Source organism: Bacillus sp. JAS24-2, assembly GCF_008274905.1.
GTDB classification, from domain to species: Bacteria; Bacillota; Bacilli; order Bacillales; family Bacillaceae_G; genus Bacillus_A; species Bacillus_A cereus.
The window spans coordinates 722,501-737,684 of the sequence record NZ_CP031068.1; the positions used below are offsets into that span (position 1 = coordinate 722,501).

Consider the following 15,184-nt stretch of genomic DNA (forward strand, 5'->3'; position numbering starts at 1 on the left):
ACTATAACGGTCCTAAGGTAGCGAAATTCCTTGTCGGGTAAGTTCCGACCCGCACGAAAGGTGTAACGATTTGGGCACTGTCTCAACCAGAGACTCGGTGAAATTATAGTACCTGTGAAGATGCAGGTTACCCGCGACAGGACGGAAAGACCCCGTGGAGCTTTACTGTAGCCTGATATTGAATTTTGGTACAGTTTGTACAGGATAGGCGGGAGCCATTGAAACCGGAGCGCTAGCTTCGGTGGAGGCGCTGGTGGGATACCGCCCTGACTGTATTGAAATTCTAACCTACGGGTCTTATCGACCCGGGAGACAGTGTCAGGTGGGCAGTTTGACTGGGGCGGTCGCCTCCTAAAGTGTAACGGAGGCGCCCAAAGGTTCCCTCAGAATGGTTGGAAATCATTCGTAGAGTGCAAAGGCATAAGGGAGCTTGACTGCGAGACCTACAAGTCGAGCAGGGACGAAAGTCGGGCTTAGTGATCCGGTGGTTCCGCATGGAAGGGCCATCGCTCAACGGATAAAAGCTACCCCGGGGATAACAGGCTTATCTCCCCCAAGAGTCCACATCGACGGGGAGGTTTGGCACCTCGATGTCGGCTCATCGCATCCTGGGGCTGTAGTCGGTCCCAAGGGTTGGGCTGTTCGCCCATTAAAGCGGTACGCGAGCTGGGTTCAGAACGTCGTGAGACAGTTCGGTCCCTATCCGTCGTGGGCGTAGGAAATTTGAGAGGAGCTGTCCTTAGTACGAGAGGACCGGGATGGACGCACCGCTGGTGTACCAGTTGTTCTGCCAAGGGCATAGCTGGGTAGCTATGTGCGGAAGGGATAAGTGCTGAAAGCATCTAAGCATGAAGCCCCCCTCAAGATGAGATTTCCCATAGCGTAAGCTAGTAAGATCCCTGAAAGATGATCAGGTTGATAGGTTCGAGGTGGAAGCATGGTGACATGTGGAGCTGACGAATACTAATAGATCGAGGACTTAACCATATAATATGAAGCAATGTTATCTAGTTTTGAAAGAATATAAAAAACTTGTTGACTTTAAAAGTTAAATAAGTTACAATGATTCTTGTCTTAAATGAATACAGTCTGGTAATGATGGCAGAGAGGTCACACCCGTTCCCATACCGAACACGGAAGTTAAGCTCTCTAGCGCCGATGGTAGTTGGGACCTTGTCCCTGTGAGAGTAGGACGTTGCCAGGCAAAATGGAGGATTAGCTCAGCTGGGAGAGCACCTGCCTTACAAGCAGGGGGTCGGCGGTTCGATCCCGTCATCCTCCACCATACATGTCGGAGGGGTAGCGAAGTGGCTAAACGCGGCGGACTGTAAATCCGCTCCTTCGGGTTCGGCAGTTCGAATCTGCCCCCCTCCACCATTCTTAATTAATGGGCTATAGCCAAGCGGTAAGGCAACGGACTTTGACTCCGTCATGCGCTGGTTCGAATCCAGCTAGCCCAGCCATTAAGAGCCATTAGCTCAGTTGGTAGAGCATCTGACTTTTAATCAGAGGGTCGAAGGTTCGAGTCCTTCATGGCTCACCATTTTAATGAAATATGCGGGTGTGGCGGAATTGGCAGACGCACTAGACTTAGGATCTAGCGCCTTTGGCGTGGGGGTTCGACTCCCTTCACCCGCACTTTTAATAAAATAACTCATACATGTCTTGCGGAAGTAGTTCAGTGGTAGAATACAACCTTGCCAAGGTTGGGGTCGCGGGTTCGAATCCCGTCTTCCGCTCCAATTTTCAATATGACATGCCGGGGTGGCGGAACAGGCAGACGCACAGGACTTAAAATCCTGCGGTGGGTGACCACCGTGCGGGTTCGACCCCCGCCCTCGGCACCATATGCGCCCGTAGCTCAATTGGATAGAGCGTTTGACTACGGATCAAGAGGTTAGGGGTTCGACTCCTCTCGGGCGCGCTTTTATTAACGGGAAGTGGCTCAGCTTGGTAGAGCACCTGGTTTGGGACCAGGGGGTCGCAGGTTCAAATCCTGTCTTCCCGATATTCCCAAAAAACATGGGGCCTTAGCTCAGCTGGGAGAGCGCCTGCCTTGCACGCAGGAGGTCAGCGGTTCGATCCCGCTAGGCTCCACTTTATTTAATATATGTCTCGGAGGTATACCCAAGTTCGGCTGAAGGGATCGGTCTTGAAAACCGACAGGCGGTGAGAATCGCGCGGGGGTTCGAATCCCTCTACCTCCTCCATTTTTTCTTTAATGGTTTAGACATATAATAATAAAATATTTATTTTTTCCTTCATGGAGGTATACCCAAGTTCGGCTGAAGGGATCGGTCTTGAAAACCGACAGGCGGCGAGAGTCGCGCGGGGGTTCGAATCCCTCTACCTCCTCCATTTTTTAAAACTTTATATTATCGCGGGGTGGAGCAGCACGGTAGCTCGTCGGGCTCATAACCCGAAGGTCGCAGGTTCAAATCCTGTCCCCGCAACCAAATGGTCCCGTGGTGTAGTGGTTAACATGCCTGCCTGTCACGCAGGAGATCGCCGGTTCGACCCCGGTCGGGACCGCCATTTATGTTGGCTCGGTAGCTCAGTCGGTAGAGCAGAGGACTGAAAATCCTCGTGTCGGCGGTTCGATTCCGTCCCGAGCCACCATTTTTTTATGCCGGCTTAGCTCAATTGGTAGAGCAACTGACTTGTAATCAGTAGGTTGGGGGTTCAAGTCCTCTAGCCGGCATCATTTAGGGGCATAGTTTAAAGGTAGAACTGAGGTCTCCAAAACCTCCAGTGTGGGTTCGATTCCTACTGCCCCTGTAAAAGTATATGGGCCTATAGCTCAGCTGGTTAGAGCGCACGCCTGATAAGCGTGAGGTCGATGGTTCGAGTCCATTTAGGCCCACCATATATTATTCCGCAGTAGCTCAGTGGTAGAGCTATCGGCTGTTAACCGATCGGTCGTAGGTTCGAGTCCTACCTGCGGAGCCATGGCCCGTTGGTCAAGTGGTTAAGACACCGCCCTTTCACGGCGGTAACACGGGTTCGAATCCCGTACGGGTCATACAAAAAAGAGTCAGCATTATGCTGGCTCTTTTTTATTTTGTTAATCCTTTTTATTACGTTACTTTCCAGAAATAAATAAAGGAATTTTGGAAAAGCTATGGTATGTATAAAAAGGAGGAAATAAATAATGACACGAGTTAGAGACTTAATGAGTACCCATATTGTACATTGTACACCGCTAGACAATGTATATGAGGCAGCTGTTAAAATGAAGGAAGAATCAGTTGGATTAATTCCAGTTGTTGAAAATGAGCAAGTTGTTGGGCTTGTTACTGATCGTGATTTAGTCGTTCGAGGGATTGCTGAAAAACATCCTGGATCTAATAAAATTACAAATGTGATGACAACAAATATTATCTCAGTTTCTCCAAATGATTCTATTGAAAAAGCTACAGAGCTAATGGCACAGCATCAAATTAGACGATTACCAGTAGTTGATAGTGGTCAACTTATTGGCATGTTAGCACTAGGAGATTTAGCTATAAGGGAATCAGCAGATGATCAAGCTGGATTTGCCTTGAGCGAAATCTCAGAGCATACAGAGTAAATTGAAACTTTAATTAACCGAGAGTCTAATGGTCACTCATAAAGAGCTAAATTATATATAAAGTTCAGATACATTATTCTAGTATATATGGATTAAACTAATATGTTAGCGTGATGTATCTGAGACATTATATAATAAGGATACGGTTAATAATTTCGACAGTTTTTTTTAATTTGTTATTCTTCATTTTTAATAAGAGAAAAGATGATATACTGATAGATATAAGTATTATGAGGGATTTTGAATATAACAATATTAATTTTTAGTGGTGCGATAATAAATTAATATTTCCTACATAGATGAAAAGGGAAGGGGAATTATATGAAGGCTGTACAGGGCGATCCAAATTGGAATTTGGTTACAGATACATATATAGAACCAAATAATTTCGCTGAATTATTTTCTTTGCTTGTACCTTGTCACCCAAAAGGTGAGGGGAAAGAACGAACTATATTAGTATGGAAAGAAAAAGAATTTTATAAAGAAGAAAATTTAGCGGCATTTATCGTATATGGCATGAATAAAGCAAAGAAATTACCGCAGTTTCATAAAGATGAAATTCCAACTTTAGTGCGTATTCTTCGCTTATGCCAAGAGATTGGTTGGTATGAAGAGGCAAATGATTTTATGATAGCGCAAGGATTAGCTGAGTTTGTTCATACTTCATTGGAATATGAAACATGGGATCTTTTGACGCAATCAGTTGCTTTAAATTATTTAATTATTAAATATCGTATAGGTGAATTGACAGATAGGGATATTGAAATTTGGGATAGAGTTAAATTTAATGAGAAGTGTATAACCGATTGTAAACATTTATTATCTCATAAAGAAGTATTGGAATTTACATTCTTTTATATGTGCAAGAGAGCGAAATCATTATCAAAAGAGCAATTAAATAGTGATATGATGAGTTTAGCAATGTATTGTAATACTTTTGTATATGATTTGTATACACATGATTTATTACGGAAATATCGTAAGTGTACAGATTTCCTATCATATTATGGACCTAGTCAGGCAGTTTTAGCATGTCAAAGAGCTGTATTATCTCAAATTTCCGATCGCTTAGACCCATTAAAGACAACGCATGTAGATGATTATTTATATGTGATGAAAGAAATGATGGAGCATATGACGATAGGAGTAATGGATCGATACGGTCATTTTATTGGAAAGCTACTATCTTATGTGCCATTTTTCGAAATGATACAAGTTCCACAGCATGCATATTATTGTGAAGAATTACTGTATATTTGTAAGGGCATTGAATATAAAGAAGAAACACTACGCAATTATATATTTATACAATTACATGATTGTTTACCATCATTCTTTAGGCTATTTCTTAAAAATAAGCGTTACGCAACGATTCATGATATTCTTTTCTATTGGTGCGATGACGAACAACGAATGAGCTTAGAGAAAAAATATAATCTGAGCTTTATTTATGAAAAATATGCTTGTGGATAAACAATATTTTCGATATGAAAAATTAATATAAATTAAAAAGGATCTCCAGTTTATGTGAGATCCTTTTTTGTTAGTAAAACAAGGAGAAAGTGATTAAGACAAGAAAAAACATTCCATATAGGAGAAGTTGTTCAGTATAACTTCCTTGTATACCAAAAAAAGTATTGGCTTTCTTATACAAATTCAATATGTATTTTATTGGAGTATCTTTGAAAGATTGGTACACAGTGTCTCCTCTTTCTAAGCTTCTTGTTTTTGTTTTTGGTTATAAGGGACATTAATATATCTAGCTACAAATAATAAAACAGCCATAAAGAATACTGGAAATACAGTAGATAAATAAAAGCCATTACTAATTATATTTGTTATGAGAGCACTCAAAAGAAAAATAGCATTATAAATATGGGCAATTTTTTGTTTTAGTTGCACTTGAAATGATTCCATCATAATTTCTAATGCAACAAAAGCAATAATAATAGATAAAAATACAATGTTTGTATTGTAAATGATTAAACAACAGATTAAACCTAAAAAGGCTACGTATTCAATTATAAGAGGTATATTGCGTGGCATACAATTTACCTAACTAAATATGGCAGTGGATTTACTGCATTTGTTTTTTCAAAATTCCATTCTCCATTATGTAATTCAAAATGAAGATGCTGCCCGTATGAATGACCTGTGTTTCCCATATGACCTATTAATTGTCCAGTTTGTACTTGATCACCAGCTTGTACAGTGCGATCCTTCATATGAGCATAAACAGTTGTATATAATTTCCCATTGATTTGATGCGCAATGAAAACAACATTGCCATAGCTAGCTGAATAATAAGATTTCACAACTTTACCTGCAGCAGCAGCTTGGATAGAGACGTTTCCTGGAGCGGCAATATCTATACCATAATGCATTTGTTCCCAGCGTATATCAAAGGTTGAGCTAATTCTTCCTTGAGCAGGGAATTTGAAAGCAGCTGGAATTGATGAAGGTTGATCTGTTTTAGCTTGTGGTTGATTTTGTACTACATAGTGTTTTGCTACATATCCGTATCCTGTGCCAAAACGAATTTTATACCAAGTTCCTACAGTTTCTACTACTTGTACTTGTGTACCGTTTTGTAATGAACCGAGTAGAGCGCTACTTGTACTAGCGTTGCTACGTACATTTAGATTAGGTGTTGCAACAGTATATTTTGTATTATTTTGAACGGTGATTCCTTTTACTAAGGGTTGTGAACCATTAGAGATGAATGCTTTTTGTACGTAACCTGTTTGGCCATTATGCGATATTTTATACCATTCGCCTTGATCTTCTTGAACGGTAATAAACTTGCCATTTGGTAATACATCTAAAATGGAAGATTCTAAATTAGGTTCAGAGCGAACGTTTAATGCATTAGCATTAACGATGTATTGATCATTAGAATGAAGTTTGTTTTTTAGTAAAATAGCATCTTTTTGTACATAACCTACTTTATTATGAACAGATACTTTATACCACTCATTAGTTGTTTCAAGGATGTTCACTTTTGTATTAAAGCGAATTGTATCAATTGATGTGCTTTTTACGTTATCTTCTGTATGTAATGCTACTTGATCGACTTTGACATACCCAGTTTTAATATTAGATAATTGTTCAGCGTTTGCTTTTTGTACATTTGTTTCACCCATAGAAGGAAGTAAAGAAGCAATCGCTACAGTAGTTGCTGTTAAAGCAGTAGCTTTTATATTCATGGAATAGAGACCTCCTCTAGTTGTATAGTTGTAATTTTATTATAGTATAAAGATATAATATAGTGGGTGTATTCACATAAATGTAATATGAAATCAATATAAAAATAAATTTTTTGAGGATAATGATTCCTTCTTATGCAATTAATTGGGGTTTTATTTTCTAAAATAGAATGTATGTATTGTATAACTTTGATATTCTGTTGATAATTAAGAAAATTAAAAAAAGTTGATGATGTCTTATTAGGGTGTTATACTGACAGTGATAATTTTATAGTTTGCTAGGAGAGCTGGTGTTGCCAGCTGAGAGTAGGCCGTAAGCCTTTGATCCTTTTTATTACCTGATCTAGATTATGCTAGCGTAGGGAAGCAATTCGGACACTAACAATGAGTCCCCGTTTCTTTGCGTATAGAAACGGGGCTTTTTTATTTAAAAATTTCATATTGAAACCACTAGGGGTGCTTGATTTGCTGAGAGAGGAATAATCCTTAACCCTTACAACACCTGATCTAGGTAATACTAGCGAAGGGAAGTGGAACATCGAATAAATGTATAACTTTATTTGCTGTAACCACTTCTTATATATAGAAGTGGTTTTTTATTTAGATACATATATTGAAAGGGGATAGAGAAATGAAATTTTGCGATAGATTATTAGAAACTGTGCAACCGGTTTGGGAGATGAGTCATAATCATCCGTTTGTAGTGGGTATGGGAGATGGAACGTTAGAAAAAGATAAATTCCAGTATTATATTATTCAAGATTATTTATATCTGCTAGATTATGCAAAGTTATATGCGATTGGTGTTGTAAAAGCAACGAATCCACAAGTAATGGGAAAGTTCGCTGAACAAATTGATGGAATATTAAATGGCGAAATGACAATCCATAAACAATATGCAAAAAGACTTGGAATTTCTATAGAGGAGATAGAGTCTGCGAAACCATCTGCTAAAAATTTAGCTTATACAAATTACATGATGTCTGTATCTCAAAATGGCACACTTGCGGAATTAATAGCAGCGCTTCTTCCATGTATGTGGAGCTATTGGGAAATTGGAAAGCGTTTAAATGATATTCCTGGAGCAAGAGATCATGAGTTTTTTGGTGAGTGGATTCAAGGATATAGTTCGGAAGAATACGGTAATCTGTGTATTTGGTTAATAGATTTATTAAATGAAATGGCAGTGGGAAAGTCTGAGACAGAACTAGAAAGATTAGAGGAGATTTTCTTATATTCCAGTCGATTTGAATATTTATTCTGGGATATGTCCTATCGTAAGGAGATGTGGGGATTTGAGGAGCAAGAACATACTACAGTTTCATAATGTTTCTTTTCATTACGATGAGAAACCAATCATCCATGAATTAAATGCTTCTATACATGAGAAAGAGTTTGTCAGTATTATCGGACCGAGTGGATGTGGGAAAAGTACTTTATTTCGCCTTATTACAGGTCTAGAAAAGGTAAGTACTGGACAGATAGAACTGACAGAAACAAAGCACCATCCTGTAGGATATATGCCGCAAAAAGATATGCTTTTGCCGTGGAGAACAATTATTGAGAATGCTGCCCTGCCGCTAGAGTGCCAAGGTGTACAGAAGAAAGAAGCACAAGTAAAGGCAAAGGAACTGTTACATAAATTTGGTTTGCAAGGGTATGAGAAAAAATATCCGAAAGATTTATCTGGTGGTATGAGACAACGTGTATCTTTTATTCGAACTTTATTAACAGGCGGGGAAATATTGCTGTTAGATGAACCATTTAGTGCGTTGGATGCTTTAACGAAGACCTCTTTGCAAGAATGGTTGTTTGAACAATGGCAAGAGTGGAAAAAAACAATTTTATTCATTACTCATGATGTTGAAGAAGCGTTATTTCTTTCAAACCGAGTTTTAGTAGTGGAACAGCAGCCGATAACGACTTTGACTGAGCGGACTGTACCGCTTGATCATAACAGAACACGAAAAGATTTATATAAACCGGAAGTATTAGCGCTGAAAGATGAGCTTCTTAGTATGTTACAAAGGCAGGTACTTGTGTGATGAACCGATTGAAAGAATTAGTTCCTGCTATTACACTTTCTAGTATTTTACTAGCTGTGTGGGAAATAGGAGCAAGAATTGTAGATGAGATGTACATTTTACCGTCACCTTCTGCGATTGTAATGAAGATATGGAAACTAAAAGACATATTATTTACAGTTCATTTACCTGCAACGTTATACGTCGTTTTAATAGGTGTTGTTATCTCTATCGTATTAGGTGTAGGGCTAGCGATGTTAATGAATGCGAGTACATGGATGGAGAGAGCATTTTATCCATTATTAGTTGCTTCACAAACGATTCCGATTACTGCGCTTGCTCCGCTATTTGTTTTATGGTTTGGATACACAATTTGGAGTAAGGTTGTTGTCACAGTTTTAATTACGTTTTTCCCAATTGCGGTCAATACGTATGATGGACTGCGTAGTACGAAAAAAGAATGGGAGGAGCTCTTAGTTACATATGGAGCAACAAAAAGAGATATTTTTCTTAAATTAAAGTTGCTGTCTGCTCTTCCTTATTTTTTCTCAGCTTTAAAAATTGCAGTTCCGCTTAGTGTTATCGGAGCAGCAATTGGAGAATGGCTCGGTGCACAAGCTGGGCTTGGATATTTCAGTAAGAGAATGATGACGCAGTTAGATGGAGCTGGCGTATTTGCACCTATTGTATTGTTATCATTATTAGCTATTTTCTTCGTCGTAATTATTTCCATATTAGAAAAGAAATTCATTAGTTGGAGGAAGTATTCATGAAATTTTTAAAGCGCATCTTTGTGTTTACATTATTAATTGCAATAATTGCAGGATGTTCGAGTAATTCAGCATCAGACAAAAGTAAAAAAGAGAAAGAAATAACAGTCATGTTAGATTGGTATCCAAATGCGGTACATAGCTTTATCTATGCAGCAATTGAAAAAGGATACTTTAAAGAAGAAGGTGTAAAGGTAAATATTAAATTCCCTTCTAATCCGACTGATCCATTAACGCTGGCAGCAGCAGGGAAGGTAACAGTTGGCTTGTATTATCAGCCAGATGTTGTTATGGCGAGAGCGAATGAGCAAATTCCAGTGAAATCAATTGGAGCTGTCGTACGTTCACCATTAAATCATGTTGTATCACTGAAATCAGCGGGCATTCAATCACCGAAAGATTTAGAAGGAAAAACAGTAGGATACTCTGGAACACCTTTAAGTGAGATGTATTTAAAAACGATGGTAAAAGAAGCTGGTGGTAATCCTGATACAGTGAAAGTAGTTGATGTTGGATTTGATTTAGTACCAGCATTAATTACGAAGAAAGTAGATGCGGTAACAGGGGCATACATTAACCATGAAGTACCTGTTATGCGTCATGAAGGCCATGAACCAGCGTACTTTAATCCAGCTGATTACGGAGTACCAAACTACCATGAGCTTGTGTTTGTAACAGGTGATAAAACGTTGAAAAAAGATAAAGAAGCGTTGCAAGCTTTCTTACGTGGTACGAAAAAAGGCTATGATTTCATGAAGAAAAACCCAGATGAAGCATTGAATATTTTATTAAATCATCAAGAAAAAGAAAACTTCCCACTTGTGCCAGAAGTTGAAAAGGAAAGTATGAAAATTTTATTAGAGAAGATGGAAACGAAAGATGAGCCATTCTTATCAGATTCAAAAGAATCTTGGGAGAAACAAAATAAGTGGCTGAAGGACAAAGGAATGACGAAAGAAACCGTCCCAGCCGATGAACTATTCGAAAATATTTTAAAGTAGGCGAATGAATATGAAAAATGAGCTCCACGTAATCTCAAATGGCCATATGCCATTCGAAGAGTTAGTGAATGTAGCGATGCAAATTGAGAGTGAGATTGATTATTTGCATATTCGTGAGCGTGAGAAGAGTACGAAGGAATTATATGAAGGTGTGGAAAGTCTATTAATGGAGGGCTTTCCGGCTTCTAAAATTGTCATAAACGATCGAATTGATATTGCAATTTTATTAAATATACCTCGTGTTCAACTAGGATATCGAAGTACAGATGTAAAGTCAGTGAAAGAAAAGTTTTCGTATTTGCATGTCGGTTATTCTGTGCATTCGCTAGATGAAGCAATAGTAGCTTTTAAAAATGGCGCGGATTCACTCGTTTATGGCCATGTATTTCCGACAGATTGTAAAAAAGGTGTGCCAGCGAGAGGGCTTGAAGAAATTTCAGACATTGCAAGGTGTTTATCTATACCGATTACAGCAATTGGAGGAATTACCCCAGAAAACACAGTGGATGTTCTTACTAACGGTGTAAGTGGTATAGCAGTTATGTCTGGAATTGTAAGTAGTAGTAACCCGTATAGCAAAGCGAAATCTTATAAGGAATCAATAAGAAAGTGGGCGGAAAAACATGTGTGAGAAGTATGATGTAGCGATTATTGGTGGTGGTGTAATTGGCAGTTCAGTTGCACATTTTCTAGCAGAAAGAGGACATAAAGTAGCGATTGTGGAGAAGCAAAGTATTGCATCGGAAGCTTCCAAAGCAGCTGCTGGTTTACTTGGTGTTCAGGCAGAATGGGATGCGTATGATCCGCTATTTGAACTTGCTAGAGAAAGCCGAGCTATATTTCCACAACTTGCAGCAGTTTTACGTGAAAAGACGGGTATTGATATTGGATATGAAGAAAAAGGAATTTATCGTATTGCTCAAAATGAAGATGAGAAGGAAAGAATTCTTCACATTATGGATTGGCAGCAGAAAACAGGTGAAGATTCTTATTTTCTAACGGGAGACCATGTGCGGGAAAAAGAGCCATATCTATCCGAATCTATTATAGGAGCAGTATATTATCCGAAAGACGGTCATGTTATTGCACCAGAGCTTACGAAAGCATTCGCACATTCTGCGGCAATTTCCGGTGCTAATATATATGAACAGGCAGAAGTATTTGATATCCGTATTGAAAATAATAAAGTGACTGGAGTTATTACAAGTGAAGGTATTGTCACATGTGAGAAAGTCGTTATTGCAGGAGGTTCATGGAGCACGAAGTTACTAGGTTATTTTCACCGTGATTGGGGTACATATCCAGTTAAAGGAGAAGTGGTTGCGGTAAGAAGTAGAAAAAAACTTTTAAAAGCACCTATTTTTCAAGAAAGATTTTACATTACTCCAAAGCGCGGTGGACGTTACGTAATTGGGGCAACAATGAAGCCACATACGTTCAATAAAACTGTGCAGCCAGAAAGTATAACTTCTATATTAGAGCGTGCTTATACAATATTGCCAGCTTTAAAAGAAGCAGAATGGGAAAGCACGTGGGCAGGATTACGACCACAATCGAATCATGAAGCTCCTTATATGGGAGAGCATGAAGAAATAAAAGGTTTATATGCTTGCACGGGCCATTATCGAAACGGTATTTTATTAAGTCCTATTTCTGGTCAATATATGGCTGATTTAATAGAAGGAAAGCAAGAAAATCATTTGCTAGATTCATTGCTTTCTAGAAGCGATTAGAAAGGGGATGGAAGTTTGAATTTAAAAATTAATGGTAACCAAATTGAAGTGCCAGCGAGTGTAAAAACAGTAGCTGAGCTACTTACACATTTAGAGTTAGATAACAGAATTGTTGTAGTAGAGCGTAATAAAGATATTTTACAAAAAGATGATCATACAGATACATCTGTTTTTGATGGAGACCAAATTGAGATTGTAACTTTCGTAGGAGGCGGTTGATTATGTTAAACATTGGACCATTTTCATTTCATTCTAGACTTTTATTAGGAACAGGTAAATTCCCTGATTTTGACGTACAGCAAAAGGCAATTGACGTTTCTGAAGCTGAAATTTTAACGTTTGCAGTACGTCGTATGGATATCTTTGATGCAAAGCAACCTAATTTATTAGAGAAACTTGATGTGAAAAAATATACGTTATTACCAAATACAGCAGGGGCAAAAAACGCTGAAGAGGCTGTTCGTATTGCAAAATTAGCAAAAGCCTCTGGGCTTTGTGACATGATAAAGGTAGAAGTTATTGGTGATGATAGAACGTTATTACCTGATCCGGTAGAAACGTTAAAGGCATCTGAAATGTTACTGGAAGAAGGATTTATCGTACTTCCGTATACATCTGATGATGTTGTATTAGCACGTAAATTACAAGAGCTTGGCGTGCATGCGATTATGCCAGGAGCATCTCCAATCGGATCAGGACTTGGTATTGTAAATCCATTAAATTTGAGCTTCATTATTGAACAAGCGACAGTACCAGTTATCGTTGATGCCGGTATTGGTAGCCCAGCTGATGCGGCATTTGCAATGGAATTAGGAGCAGATGGCGTGTTATTAAATACAGCTGTATCAGGTGCAAAAGATCCTATTAAAATGGCACAAGCAATGAAATTAAGTATTGAAGCAGGCCGTTTAGGATTTGAAGCAGGTCGTATTGCACGTAAGCGTTGTGCAACTGCAAGTAGTCCTTTAGAAGGAATGAGCGTAGTTGAATAATCGATATTCTCGCCAAGAACTATTTTCTCCAATTGGAGAAGAAGGACAGCAAAAGATAAGAGAAAAGCATGTGCTTATTATCGGTGCAGGTGCATTAGGTAGTGCAAATGCAGAGATGTTTGTAAGAGCAGGTGTTGGCAAGATAACAATTGTTGACCGTGATTATGTAGATTGGAGTAATTTACAAAGACAACAATTGTATGCAGAGAGCGACGTAAAGAATAATCTTCCAAAAGCTATAGCGGCTAAAAAACGTTTAGATGAGATTAATAGCGATGTAACAATAGAAGCTCTCGTTCAAGATGTAACAGCTGAAGAGCTAGAAGAACTTGTTATAAATGTTGATGTAATTATTGATGCGACTGATAATTTCGAAACGCGCTTTATTGTAAATGATATAGCACAAAAATATTCTATTCCATGGATTTACGGTGCATGTGTAGGTAGTTACGGTCTTTCTTACACAATCCTTCCTAGTAAAACACCATGTTTATCATGTTTATTACAGTCGATTCCGCTTGGCGGGGCAACATGTGATACAGCGGGTATTATATCACCTGCTGTATCTCTTGTCGTTTCTCATCAAGTAACAGAAGCTCTTAAACTGTTAGTAGAAGATTACGAATCACTTCGAGATGGGCTTGTATCGTTTGATATGTGGAAGAATGAGTATTCATGTATGAATGTGCAAAAACTTCGCCAGCATAATTGTCCTTCATGCGGAGAGAATGCATTATATCCGTATTTAAATAAAGAGAACACATCAAAAACAGCAGTTTTATGCGGGCGAAATACAGTTCAAATTAGACCACCTCATAAAGATGAAATAAATTTTGAACAATATAAAGAGTTGTTGGAAGGTCGTGTGAATGATTTAAATATAAATCCATATTTACTATCATTTTCTATTGAAGACAAGAGGTTAGTCGCCTTTAAAGATGGCCGTGTGCTCGTACATGGAACGAAAGATATAAGCGAAGCAAAAACGATTTATCATCGCTATTTTGGATAGAAAAGGATGAGTGGGATGAAAGTGAATAAAGCTTTAACAATTGCAGGGTCTGATAGCGGCGGCGGTGCTGGAATTCAGGCAGATTTAAAAACATTCCAAGAGCTTGGTGTATACGGAATGACGGCTATTACGGCGATTACTGCTCAAAACACGCTTGGCGTTCAAGGGGTATATCCTGTTCCGTTAGAAGGTATTACAGAACAGTTGAATTCAATTGGTACGGATTTAACACCAGATGCAGTGAAACTAGGAATGTTATTTAGTAGTGAAATAATTCAAATTGTTGCAGAACAAATTAAAAAGTTTGGCTGGAATAATATTGTGCTAGATCCCGTTATGATTGCAAAAGGCGGTGCATCATTATTACAGCAAGAAGCAGTTCAAGCATTAAAAGAATATTTATTACCAGTAGCAACTGTTATAACACCGAATGTCCCAGAAGCAGAAGTGTTAACTGGGATGGAGATTCATAATGTTGAAGATAGTAAGGAAGCTGCAAAAGTATTGCATGAATTAGGTGCTAAATATGTGCTTATGAAGGGCGGACATGCAGAATATCAAGGGAATGAAGTAATTGATTTCCTCTTTGATGGAGAAAAATTTATTGAGTTTAGAAGCGAGCGAATTCCTTCAAAGCAAACGCATGGAAGTGGGTGTACATTTGCTTCAGCGGTTACAGCAGGACTTGCGAAAGGATACTCAATTGAAGATGCTGTTCAAGAAGCAAAACGATTTATTAGTATAGCAATTGAAGAGCCATTGAATATTGGTAGTGGCCATGGGCCGACGAATCATTTTGCATATAAAGTGAATAGAATGCGTGCATAGGTAAGTGAAAAGCCAGTTTTATAACTGGCTTTTTTTCTGTTTACTTT

General features: G+C 38.6%; 14 protein-coding genes, 20 tRNA genes, 2 rRNA genes and 2 riboswitches (1 of these 38 only partly in view). Of the genes, 34 read left to right on the forward strand and 2 right to left on the reverse strand.

All coding sequences use genetic code 11. The annotated features are described in order from the left end of the window. The 24 genes from DN407_RS03675 to DN407_RS03790 all read left to right on the forward strand — a co-directional run. Window positions 1-987 (forward strand): 23S ribosomal RNA (locus DN407_RS03675); it begins 1,935 nt to the left of the window's first position. A 101-nt stretch (window positions 988-1,088) separates the two neighbouring features. Next, window positions 1,089-1,204: ribosomal RNA gene (gene rrf, locus DN407_RS03680) — 5S ribosomal RNA — on the forward strand. 5 nt (window positions 1,205-1,209) lie between these two features. After that, window positions 1,210-1,285: transfer RNA gene (locus DN407_RS03685), tRNA-Val, on the forward strand. Between the two features lie 8 nt (window positions 1,286-1,293). Beyond that, a tRNA-Tyr gene (locus DN407_RS03690) sits at window positions 1,294-1,377 on the forward strand. A gap of 11 nt (window positions 1,378-1,388) precedes the next feature. After that, window positions 1,389-1,463: transfer RNA gene (locus DN407_RS03695), tRNA-Gln, on the forward strand. 4 nt (window positions 1,464-1,467) lie between these two features. Continuing rightward, window positions 1,468-1,543, forward strand: a tRNA-Lys gene (locus DN407_RS03700). 14 nt (window positions 1,544-1,557) lie between these two features. Then, window positions 1,558-1,638, forward strand: a tRNA-Leu gene (locus tag DN407_RS03705). Window positions 1,639-1,667: 29 nt separating this feature from the next. After that, window positions 1,668-1,742: transfer RNA gene (locus DN407_RS03710), tRNA-Gly, on the forward strand. Window positions 1,743-1,758: 16 nt separating this feature from the next. Further along, a tRNA-Leu gene (locus DN407_RS03715) sits at window positions 1,759-1,847 on the forward strand. A gap of 3 nt (window positions 1,848-1,850) precedes the next feature. Then, window positions 1,851-1,924, forward strand: a tRNA-Arg gene (locus tag DN407_RS03720). Window positions 1,925-1,934: 10 nt separating this feature from the next. Then, window positions 1,935-2,008 (forward strand) — tRNA-Pro (locus tag DN407_RS03725). A 16-nt stretch (window positions 2,009-2,024) separates the two neighbouring features. Next, a tRNA-Ala gene (locus tag DN407_RS03730) sits at window positions 2,025-2,097 on the forward strand. A 20-nt stretch (window positions 2,098-2,117) separates the two neighbouring features. Beyond that, window positions 2,118-2,210, forward strand: a tRNA-Ser gene (locus DN407_RS03735). Window positions 2,211-2,265: 55 nt separating this feature from the next. After that, window positions 2,266-2,358, forward strand: a tRNA-Ser gene (locus DN407_RS03740). Between the two features lie 21 nt (window positions 2,359-2,379). Continuing rightward, window positions 2,380-2,456: transfer RNA gene (locus DN407_RS03745), tRNA-Met, on the forward strand. 3 nt (window positions 2,457-2,459) lie between these two features. Continuing rightward, window positions 2,460-2,535 (forward strand) — tRNA-Asp (locus tag DN407_RS03750). An 8-nt stretch (window positions 2,536-2,543) separates the two neighbouring features. Beyond that, window positions 2,544-2,619, forward strand: a tRNA-Phe gene (locus DN407_RS03755). A gap of 9 nt (window positions 2,620-2,628) precedes the next feature. Continuing rightward, window positions 2,629-2,701 (forward strand) — tRNA-Thr (locus tag DN407_RS03760). Window positions 2,702-2,707: 6 nt separating this feature from the next. Then, window positions 2,708-2,778, forward strand: a tRNA-Trp gene (locus tag DN407_RS03765). A gap of 11 nt (window positions 2,779-2,789) precedes the next feature. After that, window positions 2,790-2,866 (forward strand) — tRNA-Ile (locus tag DN407_RS03770). An 8-nt stretch (window positions 2,867-2,874) separates the two neighbouring features. Next, window positions 2,875-2,949 (forward strand) — tRNA-Asn (locus DN407_RS03775). Window position 2,950: 1 nt separating this feature from the next. Beyond that, window positions 2,951-3,022: transfer RNA gene (locus DN407_RS03780), tRNA-Glu, on the forward strand. 129 nt (window positions 3,023-3,151) lie between these two features. Then, a complete protein-coding gene (locus DN407_RS03785) occupies window positions 3,152-3,571 on the forward strand; it encodes a CBS domain-containing protein (protein ID WP_000199010.1) in 420 nt (139 codons plus the stop codon). Between the two features lie 321 nt (window positions 3,572-3,892). Next, a complete protein-coding gene (locus tag DN407_RS03790) occupies window positions 3,893-5,044 on the forward strand; it encodes a DUF3965 domain-containing protein (RefSeq protein ID WP_000648912.1) in 1,152 nt (383 codons plus the stop codon). Between the two features lie 240 nt (window positions 5,045-5,284). Here DN407_RS03790 and DN407_RS03795 read toward each other — a convergent pair whose 3' ends face one another. Next, a complete protein-coding gene (locus DN407_RS03795; protein ID WP_001137823.1) occupies window positions 5,285-5,617 on the reverse strand; it encodes a hypothetical protein in 333 nt (110 codons plus the stop codon). 5 nt (window positions 5,618-5,622) lie between these two features. Further along, on the reverse strand, window positions 5,623-6,777 hold the full coding sequence (locus DN407_RS03800) for an SH3 domain-containing protein (protein WP_149216026.1): 1,155 nt from the start codon (window positions 6,775-6,777) through the stop codon (window positions 5,623-5,625). A gap of 270 nt (window positions 6,778-7,047) precedes the next feature. Then, window positions 7,048-7,159: riboswitch (TPP riboswitch) on the forward strand. 60 nt (window positions 7,160-7,219) lie between these two features. Next, a riboswitch (TPP riboswitch) is annotated at window positions 7,220-7,323 on the forward strand. Between the two features lie 85 nt (window positions 7,324-7,408). On the opposite strand from DN407_RS03800, the gene tenA reads away from it, so the two are divergent. From tenA to thiD, 10 genes are read left to right on the forward strand one after another with little or no spacing between them, the layout of a single operon-like run. Continuing rightward, complete coding sequence (tenA, locus tag DN407_RS03805; protein WP_000666828.1) at window positions 7,409-8,104, forward strand: thiaminase II; 696 nt, start codon at window positions 7,409-7,411, stop codon at window positions 8,102-8,104. Beyond that, window positions 8,073-8,822 (forward strand): ABC transporter ATP-binding protein, encoded by a 750-nt coding sequence (locus tag DN407_RS03810; protein ID WP_088361068.1) that lies wholly within the window; start codon window positions 8,073-8,075, stop codon window positions 8,820-8,822. The genes tenA and DN407_RS03810 overlap by 32 nt, the downstream gene beginning before the upstream one ends. Then, a complete protein-coding gene (locus DN407_RS03815; protein ID WP_149216743.1) occupies window positions 8,822-9,574 on the forward strand; it encodes an ABC transporter permease in 753 nt (250 codons plus the stop codon). The genes DN407_RS03810 and DN407_RS03815 overlap by 1 nt, the downstream gene beginning before the upstream one ends. Further along, window positions 9,571-10,572, forward strand: coding sequence for an ABC transporter substrate-binding protein (locus DN407_RS03820; RefSeq protein WP_000670416.1), 1,002 nt, complete (start codon window positions 9,571-9,573; stop codon window positions 10,570-10,572). Before DN407_RS03815 ends, DN407_RS03820 begins: the two co-directional genes overlap by 4 nt. A gap of 10 nt (window positions 10,573-10,582) precedes the next feature. After that, window positions 10,583-11,203 carry a thiazole tautomerase TenI gene (tenI, locus tag DN407_RS03825; protein WP_000787170.1) on the forward strand — a complete coding sequence of 207 codons (621 nt, stop codon included), beginning with the start codon at window positions 10,583-10,585 and terminating at the stop codon, window positions 11,201-11,203. Further along, on the forward strand, window positions 11,196-12,305 hold the full coding sequence (gene thiO, locus DN407_RS03830; protein ID WP_149216027.1) for a glycine oxidase ThiO: 1,110 nt from the start codon (window positions 11,196-11,198) through the stop codon (window positions 12,303-12,305). The genes tenI and thiO overlap by 8 nt, the downstream gene beginning before the upstream one ends. 15 nt (window positions 12,306-12,320) lie before the next feature. After that, window positions 12,321-12,524: a sulfur carrier protein ThiS gene (gene thiS / locus DN407_RS03835; protein ID WP_001049502.1), complete on the forward strand. Its 204-nt coding sequence runs from the start codon at window positions 12,321-12,323 to the stop codon at window positions 12,522-12,524. A gap of 2 nt (window positions 12,525-12,526) precedes the next feature. Then, window positions 12,527-13,297, forward strand: coding sequence for a thiazole synthase (gene thiG / locus DN407_RS03840; RefSeq protein WP_000931981.1), 771 nt, complete (start codon window positions 12,527-12,529; stop codon window positions 13,295-13,297). Next, the gene (thiF, locus tag DN407_RS03845; protein WP_001065413.1) at window positions 13,290-14,309 is read left to right on the forward strand and encodes a thiazole biosynthesis adenylyltransferase ThiF; all 1,020 of its coding nucleotides are present in this window, start codon (window positions 13,290-13,292) and stop codon (window positions 14,307-14,309) included. The genes thiG and thiF overlap by 8 nt, the downstream gene beginning before the upstream one ends. A gap of 15 nt (window positions 14,310-14,324) precedes the next feature. Beyond that, complete coding sequence (gene thiD / locus DN407_RS03850) at window positions 14,325-15,137, forward strand: bifunctional hydroxymethylpyrimidine kinase/phosphomethylpyrimidine kinase (RefSeq protein ID WP_000867378.1); 813 nt, start codon at window positions 14,325-14,327, stop codon at window positions 15,135-15,137. Window positions 15,138-15,184: the final 47 nt, after the last annotated feature.